The following is a 23182-nucleotide window of genomic DNA, read 5'->3' on the forward strand; positions in this document are numbered from 1 at the left end:
CGTCACCATCGCACGCCACCCGCAACGCCCAGCAGACCAGCAGATCCGTACGGAAGGAAGTCACCACATGTCCGAGAACACCGCCGTCGCCGTCGACACCGAGGAACTGCGCTCGCTCGTCGCCGACGCCCTGGAACTACCTGTCGAAGAGGTCACCGACGAGGCGCACTTCGTCGACGACCTCCAGGTCGACTCGCTCATGGCCCTGGAGATCGTCGTCAACCTGGAGAAGAAGTACGGCATCAAGGTCGCCGAGTCCGACTTCAAGCAGGTCTCCACCCTGCTCCACGTGCGCGCGCTGGTCGACTCGAAGCTCAAGTAACCGTCGTACGGCTCCTCGGGCAGGCGCCGTACGGGCCGGTGTTCGCGGGGCCCGCGCCCGTCGCAGGCCCCGCGCGGGCCGGTCCGTACCACCTGCCGGCCCGAGGGGCCGTGCTCGACGCCGCCCCGAAGCAACGCCCCTAGAAGCCCGACCCGCCAGCCCACCGAAAGGCAGCAACATGTCAGACGGCGTACGACCGGTCGCCCTCGTCACCGGCGGCTCCCGCGGCATAGGACGGGCCGTGGTCACCCGCCTCGCCCGCGACGGCTTCGACGTGGCGCTCTGCTACCGCTCCGACACCGGCGCGGCCGAGCAGGTCGCCAAGGAGGCCACCGCGCTCGGCGCACGGGTCCTCACCCAGTCGCTGGACGTCGCGGACCCGGCCGCGGCCCGCGCGTTCGTCAGCCGGACCGAGGAGGACCTCGGCCCGCTGGACGCCGTGGTCACCAGCGCCGGCATCGTGCGCGACAACCCGCTGGTCCTGATGGACGACGACCAGTGGCGCGACGTCATCTCCACCAACCTCGACGGCACCTACACCATCTGCCGTGCCTCGGTCTTCTCCTTCATGAAGCGGCGCACCGGCACCATCGTGACCATGTCGTCCGTCGCGGGCGTGCACGGCAACGCCACCCAGAGCAACTACGCGGCGTCCAAGGCCGGCATCATCGGCTTCTCCCGCTCGCTCGCCAGAGAGGTCGGCAAGTACGGCATCCGCGTCAACTCCGTCGCGCCCGGCCTCATCGAGACCGACATGACGGCCGACATGTCCGACGCCGTCAAGAAGCAGATCCTGGGCAAGGTCCCACTGGGCCGCTTCGGGGCCGCCGACGAGGTCGCCGACCTGGTCTCCTTCCTGGTGTCGCCGCGGGCCGCGTACATCAGCGGCCAGGTGCTCGGCATCGACGGAGGTCTGGTGGTGTGAGCGGCCTCAGCGGTACGAGCCGCCGCACGCGCCGCGGCGCCGCGCTGCTCGCCGCGCCCCTCGACGCCCTGCGCACCGCGTACACCGCGTTCCATCCGCCCGGGCCCGAACGCCGCCGCCGGCCCGAGCAGTTCGGGCTCAGGGTGCAGGAGGTGGCCATCCCCGCGGGCAGGAGCGGCCGGACGCTCGCCGGCTGGCTCTGCCGGGGCGAGCGTACGGACCGCGTGGTGCTGCTCGGCCACGGGCTCGGTCTGGACAAGTCCCGCAGCCTGCCCTACGCCCGTTGTCTGCACCGGGCCGGACACACGGTGCTGCTGTTCGACTACCGCAACCACGGCGACAGCTTCCAGGACCGCGGGTTCGCCGGCTTCGGCAGGAAGTTCGGGCAGGACACCGTCACCGCTGCCCGGTACGTGAGCACCCTGCCGGAGTACGCCGGCGCACGGCTCGTGCTGTACGGCTTCTCGCTCTCCTCGTTCGCGATGCTGCGCGCGCTGCAGACGCTGCACCCGCTCGTCGACGCGGTGGTCTGCGACAGCGGGCCCGCCTGCGACCCCCCGGCGATCTCTCCCAACCTGCTGCGCGAGGGCCTGCTTCCGCTGCCCGAGCGGACCCGCGGCGCAACGGCCGCGGCGGTCGCCGAGCGGTCCTTCGAGCTGTTCAACCACCTCACCATCGGCGGCGCCGACTGGCCACCCGCCCCGGCCGCGCCCGGATACGCCACCACCCCGATGCTGTTCATCGGCGGCGGCGCGGACACCGTCGTACCCGCCGACGAGATCCTGAAGCTGGCCCGCCGCTACCCGCACGCCCAGACCCTCGTGCTCCCCGACGCCCGCCACCTGCGCGGCCTGTGGGCCGACAAGGAGCGCTACCTCTCGACCGTCCTGGACTTCCTGGACCGTGCCTGCGCCCGGACCGGGAACGACCCGGGGGCGGTCGCCGATCCGACCAGGACGGTGCACCGATGAGACTCGGACTGAACCTGCGCTACCTCGGCAACCTCGGCGCGGGTGCCGACCCGAGGACCTCCGCCAGGTACGTACAGGAGGCGGAGCGGCTCGACTACGCGGTGGCCTGGACCGCCGAGGCCTTCAGTTCCGACGCGGTGTCCCTGCTCGGCTACCTCGCCGCGCAGACCAGCCGCATCGAACTCGGCACGGCCGCCATGCAGATCCCGGCCCGCAGCCCCGCCATGACCGCGATGACCGCCACCACACTCGACATCCTCTCCGAGGGCCGCTTCCGGCTCGGCCTGGGCGTCTCGGGGCCGCAGGTCGCCGAGGGCTGGCACGGCGCGCGTTTCGACAGGCCGCTGGCACGCACCCGCGAGTACGTGGACATCGTCCGCATGGCACTGCGCAGAGAGGACGTCGTCTACGACGGCACGCACTACCGGCTCCCGCTGCCCGACGGACCGGGCAAGCCGCTGCGCCTCGGCACCCGGCCGCGCCGCAAGGACGTGCCGGTCTACCTGGCGGCGGTCGGCCCGCGCAACGTGGAACTGGCCGGGGAGATCGCCGACGGCTGGCTGTCCGTGTTCTTCCAGCCCGCGACCGTCGCCGAGCACCTGCCACTGCTGCGCGCCGGGCGGGCCAGGACGGGCCGGGACCTGACGGGATTCGACGTCGTCTCCTCGATGCCCGCGGTCGTCGGCGACGACGTCGCCGACTGTGCCGACCGCGTCCGCATGTACACCGCGCACTATCTCGGCGGCATGGGCTCCCGCAAGGAGAACTTCTACAACCGTCTCGCCGCCCGCATGGGCTACGCCGACGCCGCACGGCGCGTCCAGGAGCTCTACCTGGAGGGCCGCCCGCGCGAGGCGGCCGCGGCGATCCCCCGGCAGTTCCTGGAACGGACCTGTCTGCTGGGCCCCGTCGAGCGCATCGCCGACACCCTGCGGGAGCACGCCGAGGCGGGCGTCACCACGCTCTCCGTGATGATCTTCCCCGTCGACGCGGAGGACGGCCTGCGGACCCTGCGCGCACTCGCCGACGCGCTGGGAAAGGCGGGCGTGGGTTGACGGCCCCTGCCCGCGGACGCCGCCCGGCTCCCGTACCCGCCCGGGCACCGCGCGCCGCGTCCCCCGACGCGGACCTCCGACCCCGGACTTCCGACGCAGACCTCCGAACCCGGACTTCCGACGCAGACCTCCGTCCCCGGACCTCCGATCCCAGGAAAGGCACGGTCGCCCCGTGTACGACGTCATAGTGGTGGGAGCGCGGGCCGCCGGTTCCCCGACAGCGATGCTCTTCGCCCGCGCCGGATACCGCGTGCTGCTGCTGGACCGCATCCGCCACCCCCGCGACACCCTCTCGACCCTCTACATCCATCAGCCCGGCGTCGCCCACCTGAAGCGCTGGGGCGTGCTCGACGCGGTCGCCGCCACCGGTTGCCCGCCGCTCGACCACGCCCGTCACCAGGTCAAGGACGTGGTGCTCGAAGGCTGTTCGTGGCCCGCCGACGGCGTCACCGCCGCGTACGCCCCGCGCCGCTATCTGCTGGACCGCATCCTCACCGACGAGGCGGTCGCGTCCGGCGCGGAGTTCCGCGAGCAGTCCACCGTCGACGAGCTGGTCTTCGAGGAAGGCCGGGTGGCCGGCGTCCGCTACCGCTCGGGCCGGCAGCAGTTCGAGGAGCGGGCCCGTCTGGTGGTGGGCGCGGACGGCATGCGTTCCAAGGTGGCCGAACTCGCTGGTGCCCGGACCGAGTTGGAGGATCCGATGCTGACCTGCGCGTACTACTCGTTCTGGTCGGGGATCGACACCGGATTCGAGGTGTACGAGAGCACCCGCAGGTGGGCCGGGTTCGTCCCCACCAACGACGGCCTGACCCTGGTCGGCACCTACTTCCCGATGGCGGACTACGACCGGGTGCGCGCGGACGCCCGTACCGCCTACCTGGAGAACATCTCCGCGATCTCACCCGTCCTGGCCGACCGGATGGCAGGCGCGACACAGGAGGACCGGCTCTTCGGCACCGGGGACCAGCGCAACTTCTTCCGCCGGGCCGCGGGCCCCGGCTGGGCGCTGGTGGGGGACGCGGGCCACCACAAGGACTCGCTCACCGGCAAGGGCATCACCGACGCCTTCCGGCAGGCGACCGCGCTCGTCGAGTCCGTCGGCGACGGACTGCGGGACGGGCCCGGGCTGGACAAGTCGCTGCGCCGGTACGGCGAGCGGCGGGACGAGCTGGTCATGGACGGATACCGGGACACCCTGGCCGCGGCCGAGCTGCGGCCGGGCCGTCGGCTGCCGCTGATGCGCGCCATCGTGGACGACGCGCAGATGACCGCGCGGTTCTTCTCCACCATCTCCGGAGTGCTGCCCTCCAACGAGCTGATGACACCGGAGCTGCGGGAACGCGTCGGGGCGTGACACGCCGCGCCGGTCCCCCCGCGAGAACAAGCGGGGAGACCGGCGCCGCCCGGCGCGGCGGCGGTCAGATCCCGGCCACTGCCGGATCGGCCGCCACCGAGCGGAAGCACTCCCGGGGATCGGAGACGAGCTTGCGCGCGTCCAGGTCGAGGATGCCGCCCACGTTGAAGACCTCCGCCACGAGCGTGCCGTCGGCCTTGGTCATGGTCTGCTCCACCCGGAAGCTCTTGCCCTCGCCGAAGACGAAGACGCAGTTGATGTCCACCTCGTCGCCGGCGACCACCTCACGGTGGTACCTGATGGTCGTCTCCAGGTTGACCGGACTGACGCCCTTCTTCAGCAGGTCCCCCTGGTTGATCCCGGCCGCGCGCAGCAGTTCCCAGCGCGCGTGCTCCGCGTGCTGGAGGTACACGTTCCCATTGAGGTGTCCCTGGGCGTCGGTCTCGTAGACGCGAACGGTGACCCGGACCGTGAACGGCTTGGCCATGTTCTTCCTTTCTGCGGTGCGCATCTCATGCGCTGTGGGTGATGTGACGGGCGACTTCCACCCGTGAGCCGATGCCGAGCTTCCGGAAGATCGCCCTGAGGTGGTAGTTGACGGTGTGCGGAGACAGGCTGACCCGCCGTGCGACCTGGCGGTTGGTCAGCCCGTCACTGACCAGGTGGGCGATGGACCGCTCGGTCTCCGTGAGCGCATCCCAGCCCGCGGTGGCGGCCCTGCCCTGGCGGGGAGAGCTCGTGACGGCAGTCCCGCGCTCCTCCATGAAGGCCCGGATGCGCTCGATGTCGCCCTGTGAACCGATCTGTACGAAGCGCTGCAGCGCGGACCGCAGCGCGGCGGCGCCGAGAGCGCCGTTCTTCTCCTCCTGCGCGCTCAGCAGTATCCCCAGGTCCTCCTCGGCGAGCGCCCCCGCGCACGGGCTGACGTGCTCGCGCGCGGCCTGGCGCAGTGCCTCGGAGTCCCGCTCCAGCAACCCCCTGGCGTGCAGGGCGGCGACGGCCAGGGTGGGGAGCCCCGGGTTGGCGGCCGCGAACCTTTCGGCGGCCGTCACCACGGTCGCCGCGAGCGGCATGTCGTCCGCCGCCAGAGCGAGCCTGACGAACCAGGCCGCGGCCGCCGCCTCCTCCACGAACAGCTGGGGTGAGGTGAGGAGATGGGCGTACGTGGTGGTCAGCAGTTCCGCCGTGCGCCGCGCGCCGAGCTGCGCGGTCGCCACCAGACACTCCCCCCAGTCGAAGTGGATCGAGGGGAAGACGGTGCTGTCGGCGCCGACGGCCGCCCGGCAGCGCCACGCGTAGTCGGCGGCCGACGCCAGGTCGCCGCGGCGCAGCGCGACCAGGATCAGCACCGCCTGCCCGACCGGTACGACCCAGCCGCCGCCGGTCTTCGCCGCGACCTCCAGCCCGGTCTGGGCGCAGTCCTGGGCCTCCTGGAGCCGGCTGGACTGGAGCAGCAGCCTGGCCCTGGCGATCAACGGCGTCGCCGTGTGCGGGTGGCCGAGCGCCTCGGCCTCCGTCCGGGCCGTGCGGATCAGCTCCTCGGCCTCGTCGAAGCGGCCGATGTCGGACAGCTTGGTGGCCAGCGCCAGTCTGACGTACGGGGACCACACCGGCGGGGTGGCCGGGCCCAGGCGCTGGACCGCGCGCTGCCCCCATCTGAGCCCTTCGGCGAGGTTCCCCACGGCCCATTCCAGGTTGGACATGACGACGGTGGCCGTCACCGCGTCGGCGTCGTCGTCGCGGCCCTGGTGGGCGGCGAGCAGCGCCCGCGCACGGGTGGTGGCGCGCTCCACACCGTCGGCGAAGAGGGAGACCGTGTTGCGGGTGATCCGGTCGGTCCGGTCGGCGAGCGGTGCGTCGGCGGTCCCGGTGAGCTCCGCGTCGGCGTAGTGGGCCTGCAGCACGGAGGTCAGGCCGGCTCGCAACTCCTCGGCGAGCCCCAGCGGCAGGGGCTCGGTGCGGGTGCCGCGGGCCATCATCAGGGCGGGCAGCAGCCGGTGGACGATCCCGGGTCCCGTAGTCGCCCCCGGCAGGGGGGCCGGCGCAGGCAGCGGGCCGGGCGTGTGCAGCGAACCGGGCGCGTCCGTGGACCCCGCCACCGGCGTGCCGGGCGAACGGCCGCCGGTGACCAGGAACTCCGGCGGTATCGGCACCTGGAGGCAGTGCTGCCTGCGCAGGGCGCTCACGTCCTGGCGCAGCGCCTGCCGGACCGCGGCGGGGAGTGCGTCGGCGATGGAGCGTCGCACCAGCTCGTGCTGGAACACCGTCTGCTCGCCCGGACAGATCAGCAGGCCCGAGGCGATGGTCTCGTTCAGGGCGGGAAGCATCGACGCCGTGGTCTCCCGCAGCATCGAGGCGATCTCGACGACCATGAAGGACCCGCCGACCGCCGCGGCCACCTGGACGAGCTGGCGGGCCTTGTCCGAGAGCGAGTCCAGCCAGTGCTGCGCGAGGTCGCGCACCCGTCGTGGAATGCGTTCGTCCAGCAGCCGGGCCCGCTCGTGGGAGATCTCCAAGGAACCCTCTTCGCGCAACCCCTGGACGAGTTCCACGATCAGGAGGGGATTTCCTCCCGCGCCGGAGATCATGGCGGCGAGCTTCGGGTCGGGAGCGGCGCCCAAGATGTCGGCGGCGAGTTCCCTCGAAGTGGCTTCGGAAAGCCTGCCGAGTTCTATTCTCTGGCACCCGGCAAATTCACTGGAAAGGCGACGCATCGATGGGTTCTGCAATTCGGTGCGCAGCCCGATCATCCGGATGAGGGGAGCCGTCCGGGAATTCATCGGCGGCTCGTAGTGAGCCAGTGACGCCACTGCCTCGGTCAATTCCTCGGGGACGTTGTGCAGGTTGTCCACCACGACCAGCCGGGGCTCGGAGCTCACTGCGGCGGAGTCGAGCACCGCCATGAGGGATGCGGCCTCATGGCGTCCTGCCGGTCCGCCCGCGGCGGGGTTCAAGAACGAGGAAACGGTGAAGCCGAGTCGTTCCGCGGCCCGTTGGGAGTCCAGCAGCAGCCTGGTCTTGCCCGTTCCCGGCGGCCCCTGGACGGTGAGAGTGCCGCTGCGCCCCGCGGAACCGGCGGCGAGTAGTTGCGCTATTCGATCTGTTTCTGCTTTCCGGCCGAAAGTCTGAACTAATTCAGGACGTTCCGTCATGGTGTCTCAGACTTTCGGTTTAAGTGAAGGCCTGGACGTCAGGTCGGGTAACGGCGGGTGGCAGGTCATGGAATTCTCCCTCCGTGACGGCGGTCGAATGGCAGGTCAACGCCCTCCCAGACTGGCATGCGGACCGTCGGAGAACGGAGACGGCTTGTCCTGTTTGACGTGTGATCTTCGTCTCAGTTCAGGATTTCGTAAAATTTACATGGTTCCGTTTCTGAATATTCTGTGGCGGCCGGGCGGCCCGGCGACCCCGATGCATCGAGGTCCGTCAGGACGCGGCGTCCCGCTGCTGCGGCTGAGAGGCGGTGTTCTTGCCGGGGCCGCTCCGCTACTCCCAGCGGTCGATGCTCTCGCTGATCTTCTCGGCGGCGGAGCGCAGGCTGTCCAGCTCGGCGGGGTCGAGAACGTCGTAGACGAGGGCGCGCACCCGGGCCACGTGTCCTGGGGCGGCTTCGACGAGATGGGCGAGTCCGGCGTCGGTGAGGATCGCGTGGGTGTAGCGGCCGTTGGTGGGGTCGGGTTCGCGGCGGACGAAGCCCCGGCGTTCCAGCCTGCTCATCATGTGGGAGAGGCGGGACTGCTCGGAGTTGGCGAGGATGGCCAGCTCGCTCATCCGCATGCGGTGTTCCGGCTGGTCGGACAGTCCGGCGAGGACGTAGTACTCGGCGTAACGGAGGCCGGAGTCCTGCTGCAGCTGCGCTTCCAGAGCGGTGGGCAGTTTGTGCAGCATCAGGCTGAATCGCTGCCACGTCTCCAGCTCCGCCGGGGTCAGCCAGCGGGGCTCCTCGTTCGGGTGCGGAGGCTGTTCAGGCATGCCGGGAGTCTATCCGGCGTGAACGCCGCGACCGGTTCACACTTGAACCTTCATGAGTCATCGGTCTAGGGTGTGACATGAAGGTTCAAGTGAAGAGGTCGGCCTCGCATCGGCGGCCCATCAAGGAGAAGACGACATGAGTGACCTGAAGATCGCCGTCATCCTCGGCAGCACCCGCCCCGGCCGCAACGGCAAGGCCGTCGCCGACTGGGTGGTGGACCGGTCCGGCGCCCGCGCCGGCGTGGAGTACGAGCTGGTCGACCTCGCCGACTACCCGCTGCCCCACCTGGACGAGGCCATCCCGCCGTCCATGGGCCAGTACCAGGGTGAGCACACCAAGGCCTGGGCGGCCAAGATCGCCGAGTTCGACGGGTACATCTTCGTGACCCCCGAGTACAACCACTCCACCTCCGGCGTACTCAAGAACGCGATCGACTACCTGTACGGCGAGTGGAACAACAAGGCCGCCGCCTTCGTCTCCTACGGTTCACTCGGCGGCGCCCGGGCCATCGAGCACCTGCGGAGCGTGGCCAGTGAACTGCAGCTGGCCCACGTGCGTCAGCAGCTGTCCTTCTCGCTGTTCACCGACTTCGAGAACTTCTCCCTCTTCAAGCCGGCCGAGCAGCACGACGCTGCCGCGACCACCCTGTTCGACCAGCTGGAGTCCTGGGCCCGCGCCCTCAAGACGGTCCGGGGCTGACGCCCTTGCCCGCCGGAAGGCGGACTTCCCCCGAGATCGCCCCTCTGGAGCACAAGCCAGGGGCGAAGCGGGCGGTTTCGCGGGAGCGCTTCCCCGGAGGTTCCGGGACTGCGTCCGAGAGGGACGACGGGAAGACCGTCCCTCCTGAGGCGAGTCCCGGAACGCTGCGGGTGAGTGCGGGGAAACCTGTCCTGTTGTGGTGGACAGGTCCTCAGTGACGAGAAACAGCCTCCTGCGGCGCGTGCGGCGGAAGGCCGGTGCGGGGGTCGGTGGGGCGGGGGACGAAGACCGGGACCTCCGACTGGTAGAAGATGTCGATGTCGGCCTCCTCACCGCTGACGATCAGGGTGTCCCACGCCCCGCTCTCCTGAAGCGTGCGCAGCGTCTGAGGCGCGAGCGTGGCCAGGTGGGCGCGCAGCACCTCGTCGGTCGGCATGCCCGGTAGGCGGGACGACAGCCGCTCACGGATGGCGGTCATACGGTCGAGCAGCAGGTCGAGGTCGGAGCGCGGCGCCGCGGAGCCGTCGTCCGGCTCCATGCTGCGGGCGACGATGTCCTTGATGGCGCGGGTGACCCCGTCGTCGTCGGTCGCCACCATCGCGTTCCAGGCCCGGGACTTGTGCCGGTACTGAAGCATCGACATCGCCGCCTCGTGCCGGATGAAGTCGGCGTCGCGAAGCGGTCGGCCCTGCCAGACCCGGCTCAGCGAGCGGGCGAGCGAAGTGGCCGACGCCAGACCGCTGTTGAGGCCGCGGCCGGGCCAGAAGTGGATGGCGTTCGCCGCATCGCCCAGCAGGAAGCCGAAGGTTCCCGGGGTCTTCGCGGTGGGCCGGCTGAGCTGAGCCGTGAAGCGCGGACGCTGCACCATGTCCAGACGGAACGAGGTGACCGCCGACAGGTCCTCCTCGGGCACCCCGAACATCTTCAGCCCCTCCAGAATCCGCTTCCACAGCGGCGAACCCTGAAGCAGGGCCGGCAGGAACAGGGTGCCGTGCGTGGGACACACGAACTCGTGGTGCTCGCCCCGGGTCATGACGCAGGGCCGGGCGGCGATGCACTCCTCGAAGACCTTGCGGACCGGATCGATGCCGATCACGTCCTCGGCCTCCTCGCGGGTCAGCCGCATGTTCAAGAAGCCCTCGCCGCGCAGCGAGTTGAGCAGGAAACGATTCTGCGACACGGTGAGCAGGACGCTCATCGGGTCCGGCAGCGTCGACTTGACCCGCAACCCCAGCACGATGTCCCGCAGATGCTCGCCGTCGAGCGAGTAGATCGAGGCGTCGGCCGCCCCGAAGCGGTCGGCGAAGTGTTCGCGGGTGCGGGAGCGCCCGCCCTCGGCGATGACGAGGACGTGGTCCTGGGCGAGCCGGTTCTGCTGCTCCTCCACGTCGAAACGCTGGGGTACCAGCCTGATGGCCTCGCGTCTGTTGGCCAGTTCCAGCAACTGGTCCTCGACGCGGGCGATGCGGATGTTGCGCGGCGGACGGCCGTCCACGGAGTCCGGTCCGACGGGCCACATCTCCGAGTAGCCGTCCGTGTCGTCGAACAGCGCCGAGCGGACCTCCTCGGACAGCGCCAGGTACTGCCGGCTCTGCACGGTCACGACCTGCTGGCGCCGGACGTTGCCGTGCCGCTCGTCCTTCCAGACGACGGTGGAGCCTTCCTTGCGCCACCGGGCGTCGTACACGGTGATCTGTGCACGTCCCGGGAGTTGCTCCTCCAGCGCCAGGGCGAAGGCGAGGCCGACCGGCCCACCGCCGGTGACCGTGACGCGCAGGGTGCCGGAGACGGTGCTCGGGTCGACGCGCGGGGAGTTGAGCAGGGAGAGGTCCATGACCGTCTCCATCGCCTCCTGCGCCTCGTAGAGGAAGGTCTCGTCGCCGATCCGTATGCAGTCGTTGGGACGCAGCACGTGCCGCGTGACGCGTTCGTCGTTGACGTACGTGCCGTTGCGGCTGTCGCGGTCGTACAGGACGAACCCGGCGTCCTCCGTGACGATCTCGGCGTGCAGGCGCGAGGCGTTGGCGCTCACGAGCACGATGCCGTTGTCGCCCTTTCGGCCGAGTGTCAGCGGTGCACCGTCCAGAACCACACTCTGACCAGTGAAGGGACCCGTACGTCCCACGATGATCGACGGCACCTGCGTACTCCTTGTGAACGGCATTCGAGAACAACGACGGACAGGAGGACGGACCGCATGGCGCGGTCGGTCCCGTGTGAGAGTGGAGCATCCCCGGACATACACGCAGTTGTGCCCGGCGGCGGTTCAACCGATCCCGGACAACCGAGCCGGAACGGTCGGAATCCGGCCGCCCCGTCCGTGGTCTACTCGCACGTCACCGAGAAGGGGACCGTGTTCGAGGTCGTCCCCAGGGGGCCCTTGACCTCCACGCCGATCTCGCTGGTGAAGGTTCCGGCCTTGGAGTACGCCGTGAGCCGTACGACGTCCTGGCCCGTACGGTCCCCGTCACCGGGGAAGGTGAGGGAGCGCCACTTGCGGTCGACCACCGAACCGTCCTTGGACACCCACCGGTAGGTGATCCTGGCCGGTACCTGGTCCACGGCGAAGGTCGCCGTGAAGGTGGGTGCCCGGTCGGCCGGCGGTGAACACGCGCCCACGTAGGTCGTGTTCACGCCCGTCACCGTCACACGAACCTGCTGCGAGGCGGAGGCGTCCTGCTCGGCCTGGCTCGGCGACGAACCGGCGCCGGGCGTCGCGCCCGTGTCCTGCGACGAACCATTCGTGCCCGCGGCCTTGTCGTTGCCTCCCTCGTCGTGACCGTGATTGACCAGCGCGTAGCTCAGCCCGGCGATGAGCAGGGCACACGCCACCGCGCCGGCGATCACGGCCGCGGTGCGTCGGCGACGGGGCGGGACATCGGCAGGCGGCGGCTCGAAGGGGACGGGTGGGCCGAAGACACCGGGCGGTGTGGTGGCGGCAGACGCCCCGGCGGCCGCCGGGGCGTGCGGCAGGGTCGCGGAGGGTGCCGGTGCGGATGGCGAGGGCTGAGAGGGCTGAGACGGCTGAGCAGGCTCGGCAGACTGAACGGTCTGAGCAGGCTCAGGAGCCCGAACGGGCTGATCAGGCGATGTCCCGGGCACGGTGTGCGCCGTCGGTGTGTCACCTGGAGTCGGCGCGTCACCCATCGTCGCCGCGTCACCAACTGTGCTGGTGTCCGCGGCCGTTGGGCTCTCCAGGGCGTCGGCCGTCGGGGCTTCCAGGTCGGCGCTCGTGGGCGCTTCCGCGGCGGCCGTCGCCACCGCCGGGGATGCCGGAGCCGTCCGGTCCGTATCACCTGACGCGATCGACCGCAGATCCCGCTCGGCCTGCTCGGCGGTCATGCGCTCGGTGGGCTCCTTGCGCAGAAGCCGTTCGATGACCGGGGTGAGCGGGCCGGCCAGGCGCGGTGCCCGGGCTTCCTCGTCGACTATCGCGCGCAGTGTGCTGAGCGGAGTGTCCTGACGGAAGGGGGAGAGGCCCTCCACGGCCGCGTAGAGCAGGACGCCGAGCGACCACAGGTCGGACTCGGGCCCCGGCGTGCGGCCGAGGGCGCGCTCGGGCGGAAGGTACTCGGGGGAGCCCACGACCTCGCCGGTCATGGTCAGCGAGGAGTCGCCCTCGACCATGGCGATGCCGAAGTCGGTGAGTACGACGCTGCCGTCGTCGCCGAGCAGCACGTTGGCGGGCTTCACATCGCGGTGCAGCACCCCCTCGCCGTGCGCGGCACGCAGCGCCGACAGGACCTCGGCGCCGATCCGCGCCGCCCGCTTCGGGGTCAACGGTCCCTCGGCGCGCAGCAGGTCTCCCAGTGAGCGTCCACGCACGAGTTCCATGACGATCCAGGGGCGGCCGTCGTCGGTGGCCACGTCGTACACGGTCACCACGTTGCGGTTGGGGATGCGGGCGGCGGCCCAGGCCTCGCGTTCCAGCCGGGTGTACATCCTCTCGATGTGGGCGGCGGACATCCCGGCGGGGGCACGCACCTCCTTGACGGCGACGTCGCGGTGCAGCGTCTCGTCGCGCGCACGCCACACCGTTCCCATACCGCCCTCGCCGAGGCGCGACAGCAGCAGGTAGCGGCCCGCGACCCTCCGCTCCTGGTCCGGCGGCACCTGTGCGGCCTCCTTGTTGTGCATCCGGACGGCTCTCCCTCTCCTCGTGCGGCGGCCGGCGTCGCGGGCGGCGATCACCGACCGGGCGCGGACACATGATGTCGCACGTGCCCGACCGGCCGTCATGGCCCCGCCGCATTGTGCTACACGCGGAAGCCAGTTCGAACGGTTCGCCTCATCGCCGGAAACCTGCGGCACCTGCGGACCTGTCACGTCCGCAGTTGCGCGCGAATGAGCGTGTCGAGGCGCTGCCATGCCGGGGACGAGGCATTGACCGTGCCCTGGATGAGCGCGGGGATCTCCGACGTGGCGTCCAACTCGGGCGGGGAGCCGGGTCCGTAGCGTTCCCGGGTCGCCTCGACGATCCGGCGGGCGAGGTCGTCGAGGCGTGGATCGTCGGGCACGAGGTCGTGCGCGTGGTCGTAGTCGAGGAAGAGCTGCCGCAGAGCGGGATCGGACAGGCTCTGGGCCTGGTCGTGGAACAGGGCGATCGCATGGTCCGGGTGGGTGGCGAACACGAGGATCCACAGGTCGCGTTGGAGCTCCACCCAGCGAGGGGAGAATCCCCAGTCGGCCAGGTGCTCCAGGTGGGCTCCGACCTCGGTGGGCAGCGCCGGCTGCCCGGCGGCGAGCAGGCGCAGCCGTTTCTGCACGGCCCGCAGGCTTCGGATGCGGGCGGTGAGTTCGTCGTCGATCTCACCCAGCGCCCGCTGGTAGTCCTCGTCGGTCGCCGATCTCAGCTCCCGGATGCGGGCCAGCGGGACGCCGGCTTCGGCGAGGGTGCGGATCTTGATCAGGTCGATGGCGTCGTCGGCGCCGTATCGCCGGTAACCGGACGCGTCGCGCTCGGGCTCGGGGAGCAGCCCTTTGTCGTGATAGACGCGGATGGTCTTGATCGAAACGCCGACGTACCTGGCCAGCTGCCCGATGGTGATCACCCTGCCATCGTCGCACTTGACCTTGCCCCTGGGGCAGGCTTGCAGGATGGAGTCATGGCGAAGATGAATGCTGATCGGGAGACCCTGCGTGAGCTGGCCGATGAGGGCAACGAGGCGGCTCTGGACCGGCTGGCCGACCTCGTCGACGAAGCCGACGACGTCGAGGAGCTGAGCGAGCTGCTGGACGAGGGGAGCATGCGCGCCGGATTCCTCCTGACGCGTCGCGCGATCGCGACCGGCGACCTGCGCGCGTTGCAGCGGATCGCCGACGCCGGGTACGACGAGGCCGGGAACGAGCTGAACCGGTTGCTGAAGACACCGGCCGACGCAGCCCACCGCGCGCCCCGCACATGAGTCGGCGCCCAACGGCGCGCTCAGCAGCGCCCGGTGGCCACCGCAGGGTGGTCGATGTCGTGGTGCCTGGTCCGGGAGATGTGAACCCACCGCTCCGGGCGTTCTTTCGCCCTCCGGCCCGTGCGGGCCGGATTGGCGGAAACGTTCAGGCGGCGTGGCAGAGCGCCTCAGGGCCGGCCGGAGTCGAGGCGTGGGCCATGGTCGCGTGCACGGGGCGGACGGTGGCCGCGGCCCGCGAGCGGTTCCGGGCGAAGACGACGAGGCGCAGCACCGCGAACCGCGCGACACCGGCGAGTGCGGAGGCGGACAGGTAGACGACCTGCTCGAGCAGCACACCGGGTGCCGCCACCAGCTGCTGCAGCACCAGCATCGCCACGCAGGTCACCGCGTACGCGGCCGCCGCGGACCCGGCCGACTGCACATGCTGGCGCCAGGTCGCGCGCCCGCCCGCGCCGAAGGTGAAGCGGGCGTGCAGCTCGGTGGCGAGGGGCGTGGAGACCACGGCGACCAGGGCGTTGGCGAAGACCCAGGGAATCCAGGAGGCGAGGGCCGCCACGGCGAAGCCGGCGGCGAGCCCCACCCCGCCGCCGCAGAGCACGAAGCGGGTGAAGGCGGTGAAGGCGCCGGGCGCCGCCACGAGCTGCTGACTCCGTGCTGTCTCCATGGTCCGACCCCTTTGACGGCTGACTCCGCGAATCGCGCACCCCTCGGCTGCGAGGTCGAGGACTGCCCCCTCATGGCGCCATGATGGCACACAAGTGGCACCACTGGGGGTCACTGGTGGCGGCGCGCGTGCTGCCCATGGCGTCACGGTGTGGATGGGGTCGTGCCTGTGCGGGTCGGCGATTCCTTGCCGCTTTGGCGCCTGCCGTGGTCTGGCGCATGGTCGCCCCGACCCACCGGTGGTGAGGCGACTGGTGCCATGGGGCGCCACTTGTGGGGCGTCCGGTGGGGTCCGGGCCCTCGTGGTGCCGTACTGACGCAACTCGATGTCGGTACGTTTCCGCAGGTCAGGGGCGCCCTGCTTGCCTCGTCCCGTAATGACCCTCCTTGCAGGCTTGCGTATGGCGCCACGGTGGTGTCACTATGGCGTCATGGACCTCACGCCGTATGTCGACAACCTCCGCCGCGAACTCGCGGTGGCCGCCGAAGCCGGCGGCGAAGAAGCCCGCGAGCTGGCCGAGCGGCTCACCGCGCCCCTGGAGTCGGCGACCCGTCTGACGATGCTCAACGTGCTCTCCGCCGCGATGGACGAGATCACCCGTGACCTCGCCCCCGGGTCGGTCGACGTACGACTGCGCGGGCTCGACCCCGACTTCGTGGTGACGCGTCCGGCGCGCGACGAGGCGTACGAGGACGGCAGCGCGCCCGCCGAACCGCTCAGGGCACCGGCCCCGGCACCCGCCGACGGCGACGAAGGCGGCACCGCTCGCGTCAACCTGCGCCTGCCCGCCCACCTCAAGGCCCGCGCCGAGGAGGCCGCGAGCCGCGAGGGCCTGTCGGTCAACGCCTGGCTGGTACGGGCCGTGTCGGCCGCGGTCGACGGCGGCACCCAGCCGCGCACGCCGGAGAAGAGCCGCACCACCCGCACCGTCGGACAGAGCTTCACGGGCTGGGTGCGCTAGCCGCGCCCCGCCCACCCCACGTCACCCACACCACGTCCCACCAGCAGGGACGCCGCGAAGACCCAAGAGGACGGGACAGCCATGCCTTCTTTCGACACTCCCCAGCCGATCTCGGTCACCGCCAACGTGGCCGCCGGTTCCATCCAGTTCTCCGCCAGCGACCGTCTCGACACCGTCGTCGAGGTGCGGCCCCGTGACCCGAAGAAGGACAAGGACGTGCGGGTCGCCGAGCAGACCGAGGTCACGTATACGAGCGGCGTGCTGACCATCAGGACACCCAAGGGGCGCTACCTCGTCGGGCCCACCGGCAGCGTCGACGTGACGGTCGAACTGCCCACCGGCTCGCGCGTCGACACGACCGGTTCCTGGACGCAGGTGCTCGGCGAGGGCCGGCTCGGCGAGGTCCGCGTGAAGACCTCGTCGGGCGACGTCCGCCTCGACAGCACCGGGCCGCTGCAACTGACCGCGTCGCACGGCTCGATCACCGTGGACCAGGTCGAAGGGCTGGCCGAGATCACCACCAGCTCCGGCAGCCTGCGCGTCGGTGTCGTGGACGGCCCGGCCGTCCTGAAGAACTCGCACGGCACCACGACCGTCGGCGCCGCGATCGGCGAGCTGCGGGTGAGCGGAGCCAACGGCGACATCGACATCCAGCGCGCCGAGAGCTCGGTCACCGCGACCACCGCCCACGGCACCCTGCGCGTGGGCGATGTGGCCCGGGGCACCGTCCAGTTGGAGACCTCCTACGGCGCCATCGATGTCGGCGTCCGCGAGGGCACGGCCGCCTGGCTCGACGTGAGCGCGAGCAACGGGCAGGTGCGCAACGCCCTCACCTCCTCCGAGAGCCCGGACACGTCCGAGGACACCGTCGAGGTCAGGGCCCGTACCCGCTACGGCAACATCGACATCCGCCGCGCCCGGGCCTGATCCGCCCGATCTCTCCTCAGCCCGGCCCACTTCACGACTCACCACGCCTTCACAGACTCACCACGCCTTCACAAAGGAGGGCTCCATGCCTTCGTCTGTCATGTCCACATCCAGGCAGGGTGGCGGTCACCCGTCCCCGGCCGCCGTCTCCGCCATCGGTCTGCGCAAGTCCTACGGCGACAAGACCGTCCTCGACGGCATCGACATCGTCGTCCCGGCCGGGACCGTGTTCGCGCTGCTCGGGCCGAACGGTGCCGGCAAGACCACCGCCGTCAAGATCCTCTCCACGCTCATCGCCGCCGACGGCGGGCAGGCCCAGGTCGCGGGCCACGACCTCGCCACCTCACCGGACGGGGTACGGGCGGCGATCGGTGTCACCGGGCAGTTCTCCGCCGTCGACGGCCTGATCACCGGCGAGGAGAACATGCTCCTCATGGCGGACCTGCACCACCTCTCCAAGCGCGAGGGACGCCGGGTCGCCGCCGAACTGCTGGAACGCTTCGACCTGGTCGAGGCGGCGAAGAAGCCCGCGTCCACCTACTCCGGCGGCATGAAGCGCCGCCTCGACATCGCCATGACCCTGGTCGGCAACCCGCGGATCATCTTCCTCGACGAGCCGACCACCGGCCTCGACCCCCGCGCCCGCCACAACATGTGGCAGATCATCCGCGAGCTGGTCACGGGCGGCGTCACCGTCTTCCTCACCACCCAGTACCTGGAGGAGGCCGACGAACTCGCCGACCGCATCGCCGTACTCCACGGCGGCAGGATCGCCGCCGAGGGGAGCGCCGAGGAACTCAAGCGGCTGATCCCCGGCGGACACGTCCGGCTCCGCTTCACCGACCCGGCCACCTACCGCTCCGCCGCCTCCGCACTGCGCGAGGCCTCCCGGGACGACGAAGCACTGGCCCTGCAGATCCCCAGCGACGGCAGCCAACGCGAACTGCGCTCCATCCTCGACCGCCTCGACACGGCCCGCATCGAGGCCGACGAACTGACCGTCCACACCCCCGACCTCGACGACGTCTTCTTCGCCCTCACCGACACCACCCACATTCCCCACCAGACCGAGGAGACCGTCCGATGAGCTCCCTCTCCCTCGCCGTACGCGACTCCTCCACCATGCTGCGCCGCAACCTCCTGCACGCCCGCCGCTACCCCTCCCTCACCCTCAACCTGCTGCTCACCCCGATCGTCCTGCTGCTGCTCTTCGTCTACATCTTCGGTGACGTGATGAGTGCGGGCATGGGGGGCGGCGACCGTTCCGAGTACATCGCCTACGTCGTGCCGGGCATCCTGATGATGACCATCGGAGGCACCGTCGTCGGGACGGCGGTGTCCGTCTCCAACGACATGACCGAGGGCATCATCGCCCGCTTCCGCACGATGGCGATCCACAGAGGCTCCGTGCTCATCGGGCACGTCATCGGCAGCGTCCTGCAGTCGGTGATGAGTGTCGTCCTCGTCGGTGCCGTCGCCGTGGCCATCGGCTTCCGGTCCACGGACGCCACCGTCCTGGAGTGGGTGGCGGCGCTCGGGCTGATGGCGCTCGTCGCCCTGGCGCTGACCTGGATCGCGGTCGGGATGGGCATGGTCAGCCCGAACGCCGAGGCGGCGAGCAACAACGCGCTGCCGCTGGTCGTCCTGCCGCTCATCTCGAGCGCCTTCGTGCCGGTCGACGCGATGCCGGGCTGGTTCCAGCCGATCGCCGAGTACCAGCCCTTCACGCCAGCCATCGAGACCCTGCGCGGCCTGCTGCTCGGCACCGAGATCGGCCACAACGGATGGCTCGCCGTGGCCTGGTGCCTGGGCCTCACGGTGCTCGGCTACGTCTGGTCCAAGTCGGTCTTCAACCGCGATCCGAAGTAGGAGGGCGGCAGCCTACGGGCCGCCTCCCGCAACTCGTCCCACCCAAGGGCGGCGTACACCGACACCCCGTCGGCGTACGCCGCCCGTCGGCCTTTCCGCCGCCTGCCCCGGGACATCGAAGAGGATCAGGAACGGGCTTTTTGAAAATCCACTTCACGTCGGCGCAGTTCGGCCCGAGGTGGAGCGGAGATACCGCTTTCCTGATGGTTCCGGTTCTCCTTGTGCAGTACCGTCCGGATCCGATGACAGGAAGGGCTCGTCGACGACGACGACGTAGCCGCCACCGTGTTCCCACTCCTCCCGGACGAGGCCGGAAAGTGTGTCCTCGACATGGGCTGCCGCCTCCGCCGCGCGTTCCGTGTCCGTCTCGCCTTTACCGTCGGCTCTTTCGGTGTGCCTGCCGGCGTGGATGGCGCAGTGCACGAGATTCGCGGCCCCATGGCCCTTCTTGTCTTTCGCGATGACTCGCGCGAGGCACCGGTCGAGGATGCGGAGTGAGCGGCACAGGTCGAGAAGCGCCACGTAAGCGGCGTGATCTTTCTCCGCTTTCAAAGGATTGATCTCTGGGCCGGGAATTCCCTGCGCGACGCCCGGCGGTCCACTGCGAAGTCGACCAGGTGGCCTTCTCGGCCGGCATCTTGGTGAAGTGCTCGGCGAGAAGCCGCAGGTCAACGGGGTCCGGCCCTGGGTCGACGGCGAAGTGGCCGTGCTTCGGCATGAGCCGGCGGACGACTCCGGCATCAGGGGTGATGAGCGAGGGGAACTCCCCGTCGGAGGCGGCCTTCTCCAGCCCGGCCGGTCATGCCCGACCCGCGTCTTCGGCTTCTCCAGAAATAACTTTGCTTTGCCAGAAGGGCTGAATCCGTCACGTGGCTGGCCGGATTCGGACTCGTGGTGGATTGTGACGCACAGCACACTCCTGACCGGATCGAGGGGGGCAAAGTGGGGCATGTCGTACGACAGTTGGGCGGAATGGATCATTCGAGTGGCGAGATATAGATGCCGGTGCATTGCCCCGCCATTACCGATGCTTGACCTTCATCTGTCGATTTTCATAGCCTCCGAATCGTGCTCGTGCCGCAGACCACGGTGCGCCAGTACCTCAAACCTAATTGGCGGGGGATCGTATGTACGACGTCATTGTTGTGGGTGCACGCTGCGCCGGATCGCCGGTTGCGATGCTGCTGGCGCGACATGGGTACCGGGTCCTCGTGGTGGATCGTTCCTCGTTCCCCAGTGACACGGTGTCGACCCACTACATCCACCAGGCCGGACTTCTGCGGCTCCAGGAGTGGGGTCTGCTCGACGAGATCATCGCGGCCAAGACCCCGGCGCTCCGGAAGATGAACTACTCCTACCGGGGCATCGAACTCAACGGGTTCGCCGACCCGGTGGACGGCATCGACGCCGTCTACTGCCCGCGCCGCACCGTGCTGGACGAGATCCTCGTCAACGCCTCCCGCCGCGCCGGCGCCGAGGTGATCGAAGGATTCACCGTCTCCGACCTGGTCTTCACCGACGGCCGCGTGACGGGCATCCGAGGGCGCGAAGGGGACGGGCCGGAGCGGGAGTTCCGTGCGACCGTCGTCATCGGCGCCGACGGCTTCCACTCCACGGTCGCCAAGAAGGTCGGCGCGGAGCTGTACAACGTGCGCCCCGCCGCGGGCTTCATCTACTACTCGTACTACAGCGGTCTCGACTGGGGCCTGCACCACAAGACCGGCTTCAACGAGAAGTGGTTCGGCACCTGGCCGACGAACGACGGCGTGAGCATGCTCGCCGTCATCTGCACCAAGCGCCAGCTCAAGGAGTTCCGCCAGGACGTCGAGGCCGGCTTCCAGGGCGTGTTCGACGACGTCTCGCCGGAGATGGGCGCGCAGCTGCGCGAGCAGGGCAGGCGTGAAGAGGCCTTCAAGCCCATGCGCTACCCGGACAACTACTACCGCCGCGCCTACGGCCCCGGCTGGGCGCTGGTCGGCGACGCCGGCTACCACAAGGACCCCTACACCGGGTGGGGCATCACCGACGCCTTCACGCACGGTGAACTCCTCGCCGAGCGTGTCCACCAGGGCCTCGCCGGCGAGCGGCCGATGGAAGAGGCGCTGGCGGAGTACAACAAGCTGCGCGACGAGGAGAGCGCGGGCGTGTACGACTTCACGACGACGCTCGGCGAGCTCACCGAACTCCCGCCGTTCTTCGAGGCGACGATGTCCGCGATGAGCGCGACCCAGGAGTGGACCAACAAGATGCTCGGCCTGATCGGCGGAGTCGTACCGGACTACGAGGTCTACGCACCGGACGCCCTCGAGCGGCTCTACGACGACGCGGGCGTGCCGGAGGAGAAGCGGATCTACGACCCGGCCGGCTGACGGCCGGCGGTTCGCCGCACCTGCCCCGACCAGGGCACACCATGCCAAGCGCCGTGCGTTGAGCGTGCCGTCACCGGCCCTCACGCCGGTGCTTCGCGCACCCCGCACACAGAGAGCCGTGCGTGCTCCGGTGAGTCCTCTCCGAGTTCGCTTCGAAGGCGATCGGCCCGCCCGTCCGTTCGCCCGTCCGTGTCCCTTCGGCAGCCGCCCGCCCGTCGGCCGGGCCCCCGTGCCTCACCCCGGTCGGCCCGGCATCACTTCTCAGCCACCACTCATCATGCAGTCCGGCCATTCGCCGGGCTCGGTGCGGCCTTCTCGCAGGCCCCGACGCCCCGGCATTCCCGCACTGCATTCCGTTGCGCTTGACCCTCTGAGGGAGACCAGCAGATGACGCGTGCGTCCAGCATGTTCGATCTCATCAGTGACCAGGACGATGAAAGGCCCTACTTCGAGACGGGCGGCATCGGCAGGTCGCACGAGTTCTACACCGGCGAGGAGCAGCACCGCCGGGAGATGGCCCGTATCTACGGCCGACGCTGGCTCCCGGTGGACCACGTCTCCCGGCTGAAGGACAAGGGCGCCTACACCACGCTGAACATCGGCACCGGATCCGTTCTGATCATCCACGGGGACAACGGGATCCAGGCGTACCACAACTACTGCCGGCACCGGGGCTACAAGCTCGTGGAGGAGGCCGCCGGCAAGCGGCAGAGCCTGGTCTGCCTCTACCACTGCTGGGTGTACGACCGGAACGGCAAGCTCAAGAGCCTCAACGGCACCTACTTCGACCACTTCTTCGAGAAGGAGAAGAACGGTCTGCTGCCGGTGAGGACCGAGGTCCGGTTCGGGGTCGTGTTCATCGCGCTGTCCGACGACGCCCCGGATCTCGACGCCTCACTGGGCGAGTTCGGCGAGTTCGCGCGCGTCTACGAGCTCGCCGACCTGGAGTGCGTCGAGGCGAAGGACTACCCGGTCGCCTCGAACTGGAAGCTCGTCGCGCACAACGTCAACGAGAGTCTGCACTTCCCCACGGCCCACAAGGACCTGCACCGCATCACCGACTTCGACGACGCGGGCACCTATGTCCTCAAGGGCGACATCGTCGGGGCGTGGCAGTCGATCCGCAACGGCTACAACTCCGTCTCCATGACGGGGCGCAGCGCCCGGACGCCGATGGAGCTGGTCCCCGAAGCGGACCGGATGAAGATCAACTGGATCACGATCCTGCCCAATCTGCTGTTCGGGTTCACGGCCGACTACGTGATGATGCAGTGGGTCTGGCCGGAGAGCCCCGGCACGTGCTTCGTCCGGCACTTCTGGCTCTTCCACCCCTCCGAGACCGCCAAGAGCGACTTCTCCCACGAGGCCGTGTTCGCGCTGTGGGACAAGGCGAACTACGAGGACTGGGAGATGTGCGAGCGGACGCACCGCGGCCTGTCGAACCCGCTCTGGGCGCCCGGGCAGCTCTCGCTCGACGAGGAGGTCGTCTCGCAGATCGACTCCTGGGTCGCCGCCGAGACGGCGGAGCGCTCGGACACCGCCGCGAACGCCGAGGACCGCGCGGTCACTTCCGCGAAGGCCGAGGACGCCGAGCAAGCCGCGGACATCTCCGCGAAGGCCGAGGACACCGCCGCGAAAGCCGAGGACTTCGCGGGCACCTCCGAGACCGGGAAGGCCACGGGGTGAGC

21 protein-coding genes are annotated in these 23182 nt (G+C 69.9%); 13 read left to right on the forward strand and 8 right to left on the reverse strand.

Annotated elements, in window-relative coordinates:
- The first annotated feature begins 67 nt into the window (after positions 1 to 67).
- From OG766_RS27270 to OG766_RS27290, 5 genes are all read left to right on the forward strand, one after another.
- Positions 68 to 322 carry an acyl carrier protein gene (locus OG766_RS27270; RefSeq protein ID WP_266387960.1) on the forward strand — a complete coding sequence of 85 codons (255 nt, stop codon included), beginning with the start codon at positions 68 to 70 and terminating at the stop codon, positions 320 to 322.
- A gap of 178 nt (positions 323 to 500) precedes the next feature.
- Positions 501 to 1247 (forward strand): 3-oxoacyl-ACP reductase FabG, encoded by a 747-nt coding sequence (gene fabG, locus OG766_RS27275; RefSeq protein ID WP_266387958.1) that lies wholly within the window; start codon positions 501 to 503, stop codon positions 1245 to 1247.
- Positions 1244 to 2218, forward strand: a complete 975-nt coding sequence (locus tag OG766_RS27280) for an alpha/beta hydrolase (protein ID WP_328726396.1) — start codon at positions 1244 to 1246, stop codon at positions 2216 to 2218. The genes fabG and OG766_RS27280 overlap by 4 nt, the downstream gene beginning before the upstream one ends.
- On the forward strand, positions 2215 to 3273 hold the full coding sequence (locus OG766_RS27285; RefSeq protein WP_328726397.1) for an LLM class F420-dependent oxidoreductase: 1059 nt from the start codon (positions 2215 to 2217) through the stop codon (positions 3271 to 3273). The genes OG766_RS27280 and OG766_RS27285 overlap by 4 nt, the downstream gene beginning before the upstream one ends.
- Before the next feature lie 172 nt (positions 3274 to 3445).
- Positions 3446 to 4627, forward strand: coding sequence for an NAD(P)/FAD-dependent oxidoreductase (locus OG766_RS27290; RefSeq protein WP_266387951.1), 1182 nt, complete (start codon positions 3446 to 3448; stop codon positions 4625 to 4627).
- Between the two features lie 64 nt (positions 4628 to 4691).
- On the opposite strand, the gene OG766_RS27295 is transcribed toward OG766_RS27290, so the two are convergent.
- From OG766_RS27295 to OG766_RS27305, 3 genes are all read right to left on the reverse strand, one after another.
- Positions 4692 to 5114, reverse strand: a complete 423-nt coding sequence (locus tag OG766_RS27295; RefSeq protein ID WP_266388852.1) for an acyl-CoA thioesterase — start codon at positions 5112 to 5114, stop codon at positions 4692 to 4694.
- Between the two features lie 25 nt (positions 5115 to 5139).
- A complete protein-coding gene (locus tag OG766_RS27300) occupies positions 5140 to 7779 on the reverse strand; it encodes a helix-turn-helix transcriptional regulator (RefSeq protein ID WP_328726398.1) in 2640 nt (879 codons plus the stop codon).
- Positions 7780 to 8113: 334 nt separating this feature from the next.
- Positions 8114 to 8599, reverse strand: a complete 486-nt coding sequence (locus tag OG766_RS27305; protein WP_328726399.1) for a MarR family winged helix-turn-helix transcriptional regulator — start codon at positions 8597 to 8599, stop codon at positions 8114 to 8116.
- A 136-nt stretch (positions 8600 to 8735) separates the two neighbouring features.
- On the opposite strand from OG766_RS27305, the gene OG766_RS27310 reads away from it, so the two are divergent.
- On the forward strand, positions 8736 to 9299 hold the full coding sequence (locus OG766_RS27310) for an NADPH-dependent FMN reductase (RefSeq protein ID WP_266387945.1): 564 nt from the start codon (positions 8736 to 8738) through the stop codon (positions 9297 to 9299).
- Positions 9300 to 9510: 211 nt separating this feature from the next.
- On the opposite strand, the gene OG766_RS27315 is transcribed toward OG766_RS27310, so the two are convergent.
- The 3 genes from OG766_RS27315 to OG766_RS27325 all read right to left on the reverse strand — a co-directional run bounded on the left by OG766_RS27315 (position 9511) and on the right by OG766_RS27325 (position 14350).
- Entirely contained in the window at positions 9511 to 11439 is a 1929-nt protein-coding gene (locus OG766_RS27315) for an FHA domain-containing protein (protein WP_266387943.1), read from the reverse strand.
- Positions 11440 to 11624: 185 nt separating this feature from the next.
- Entirely contained in the window at positions 11625 to 13436 is a 1812-nt protein-coding gene (locus tag OG766_RS27320) for a serine/threonine-protein kinase (RefSeq protein ID WP_328726400.1), read from the reverse strand.
- Positions 13437 to 13621: 185 nt separating this feature from the next.
- Positions 13622 to 14350: a MerR family transcriptional regulator gene (locus OG766_RS27325; protein ID WP_328726401.1), complete on the reverse strand. Its 729-nt coding sequence runs from the start codon at positions 14348 to 14350 to the stop codon at positions 13622 to 13624.
- 54 nt (positions 14351 to 14404) lie between these two features.
- On the opposite strand from OG766_RS27325, the gene OG766_RS27330 reads away from it, so the two are divergent.
- The gene (locus OG766_RS27330) at positions 14405 to 14704 is read left to right on the forward strand and encodes a hypothetical protein (protein WP_266387937.1); all 300 of its coding nucleotides are present in this window, start codon (positions 14405 to 14407) and stop codon (positions 14702 to 14704) included.
- A gap of 145 nt (positions 14705 to 14849) precedes the next feature.
- On the opposite strand, the gene OG766_RS27335 is transcribed toward OG766_RS27330, so the two are convergent.
- Positions 14850 to 15368, reverse strand: coding sequence for a hypothetical protein (locus OG766_RS27335; RefSeq protein WP_266387935.1), 519 nt, complete (start codon positions 15366 to 15368; stop codon positions 14850 to 14852).
- A gap of 430 nt (positions 15369 to 15798) precedes the next feature.
- On the opposite strand from OG766_RS27335, the gene OG766_RS27340 reads away from it, so the two are divergent.
- The 4 genes from OG766_RS27340 to OG766_RS27355 all read left to right on the forward strand — a co-directional run bounded on the left by OG766_RS27340 (position 15799) and on the right by OG766_RS27355 (position 19125).
- The gene (locus OG766_RS27340; RefSeq protein WP_266387933.1) at positions 15799 to 16329 is read left to right on the forward strand and encodes a toxin-antitoxin system HicB family antitoxin; all 531 of its coding nucleotides are present in this window, start codon (positions 15799 to 15801) and stop codon (positions 16327 to 16329) included.
- 81 nt (positions 16330 to 16410) lie between these two features.
- A complete protein-coding gene (locus tag OG766_RS27345) occupies positions 16411 to 17256 on the forward strand; it encodes a DUF4097 family beta strand repeat-containing protein (RefSeq protein ID WP_266387931.1) in 846 nt (281 codons plus the stop codon).
- Positions 17257 to 17341: 85 nt separating this feature from the next.
- Positions 17342 to 18343, forward strand: a complete 1002-nt coding sequence (locus OG766_RS27350) for an ATP-binding cassette domain-containing protein (protein ID WP_328726402.1) — start codon at positions 17342 to 17344, stop codon at positions 18341 to 18343.
- Complete coding sequence (locus OG766_RS27355; protein WP_266387926.1) at positions 18340 to 19125, forward strand: ABC transporter permease; 786 nt, start codon at positions 18340 to 18342, stop codon at positions 19123 to 19125. The genes OG766_RS27350 and OG766_RS27355 overlap by 4 nt, the downstream gene beginning before the upstream one ends.
- Positions 19126 to 19278: 153 nt before the next feature.
- On the opposite strand, the gene OG766_RS27360 is transcribed toward OG766_RS27355, so the two are convergent.
- Complete coding sequence (locus OG766_RS27360; RefSeq protein WP_266387924.1) at positions 19279 to 19647, reverse strand: hypothetical protein; 369 nt, start codon at positions 19645 to 19647, stop codon at positions 19279 to 19281.
- 605 nt (positions 19648 to 20252) lie between these two features.
- Here OG766_RS27360 and OG766_RS27365 point away from each other — a divergent pair.
- Together OG766_RS27365 and OG766_RS27370 are read left to right on the forward strand one after the other, a co-directional pair.
- Positions 20253 to 21494 (forward strand): NAD(P)/FAD-dependent oxidoreductase, encoded by a 1242-nt coding sequence (locus OG766_RS27365; RefSeq protein WP_266387922.1) that lies wholly within the window; start codon positions 20253 to 20255, stop codon positions 21492 to 21494.
- Between the two features lie 387 nt (positions 21495 to 21881).
- A complete protein-coding gene (locus tag OG766_RS27370; RefSeq protein ID WP_328726403.1) occupies positions 21882 to 23180 on the forward strand; it encodes an aromatic ring-hydroxylating oxygenase subunit alpha in 1299 nt (432 codons plus the stop codon).
- Positions 23181 to 23182 lie beyond the last annotated feature (2 nt).

Origin of the sequence: Streptomyces sp. NBC_00259, from assembly GCF_036181745.1 — a bacterium.
GTDB lineage: Bacteria > Actinomycetota > Actinomycetes > Streptomycetales > Streptomycetaceae > Streptomyces > Streptomyces pratisoli.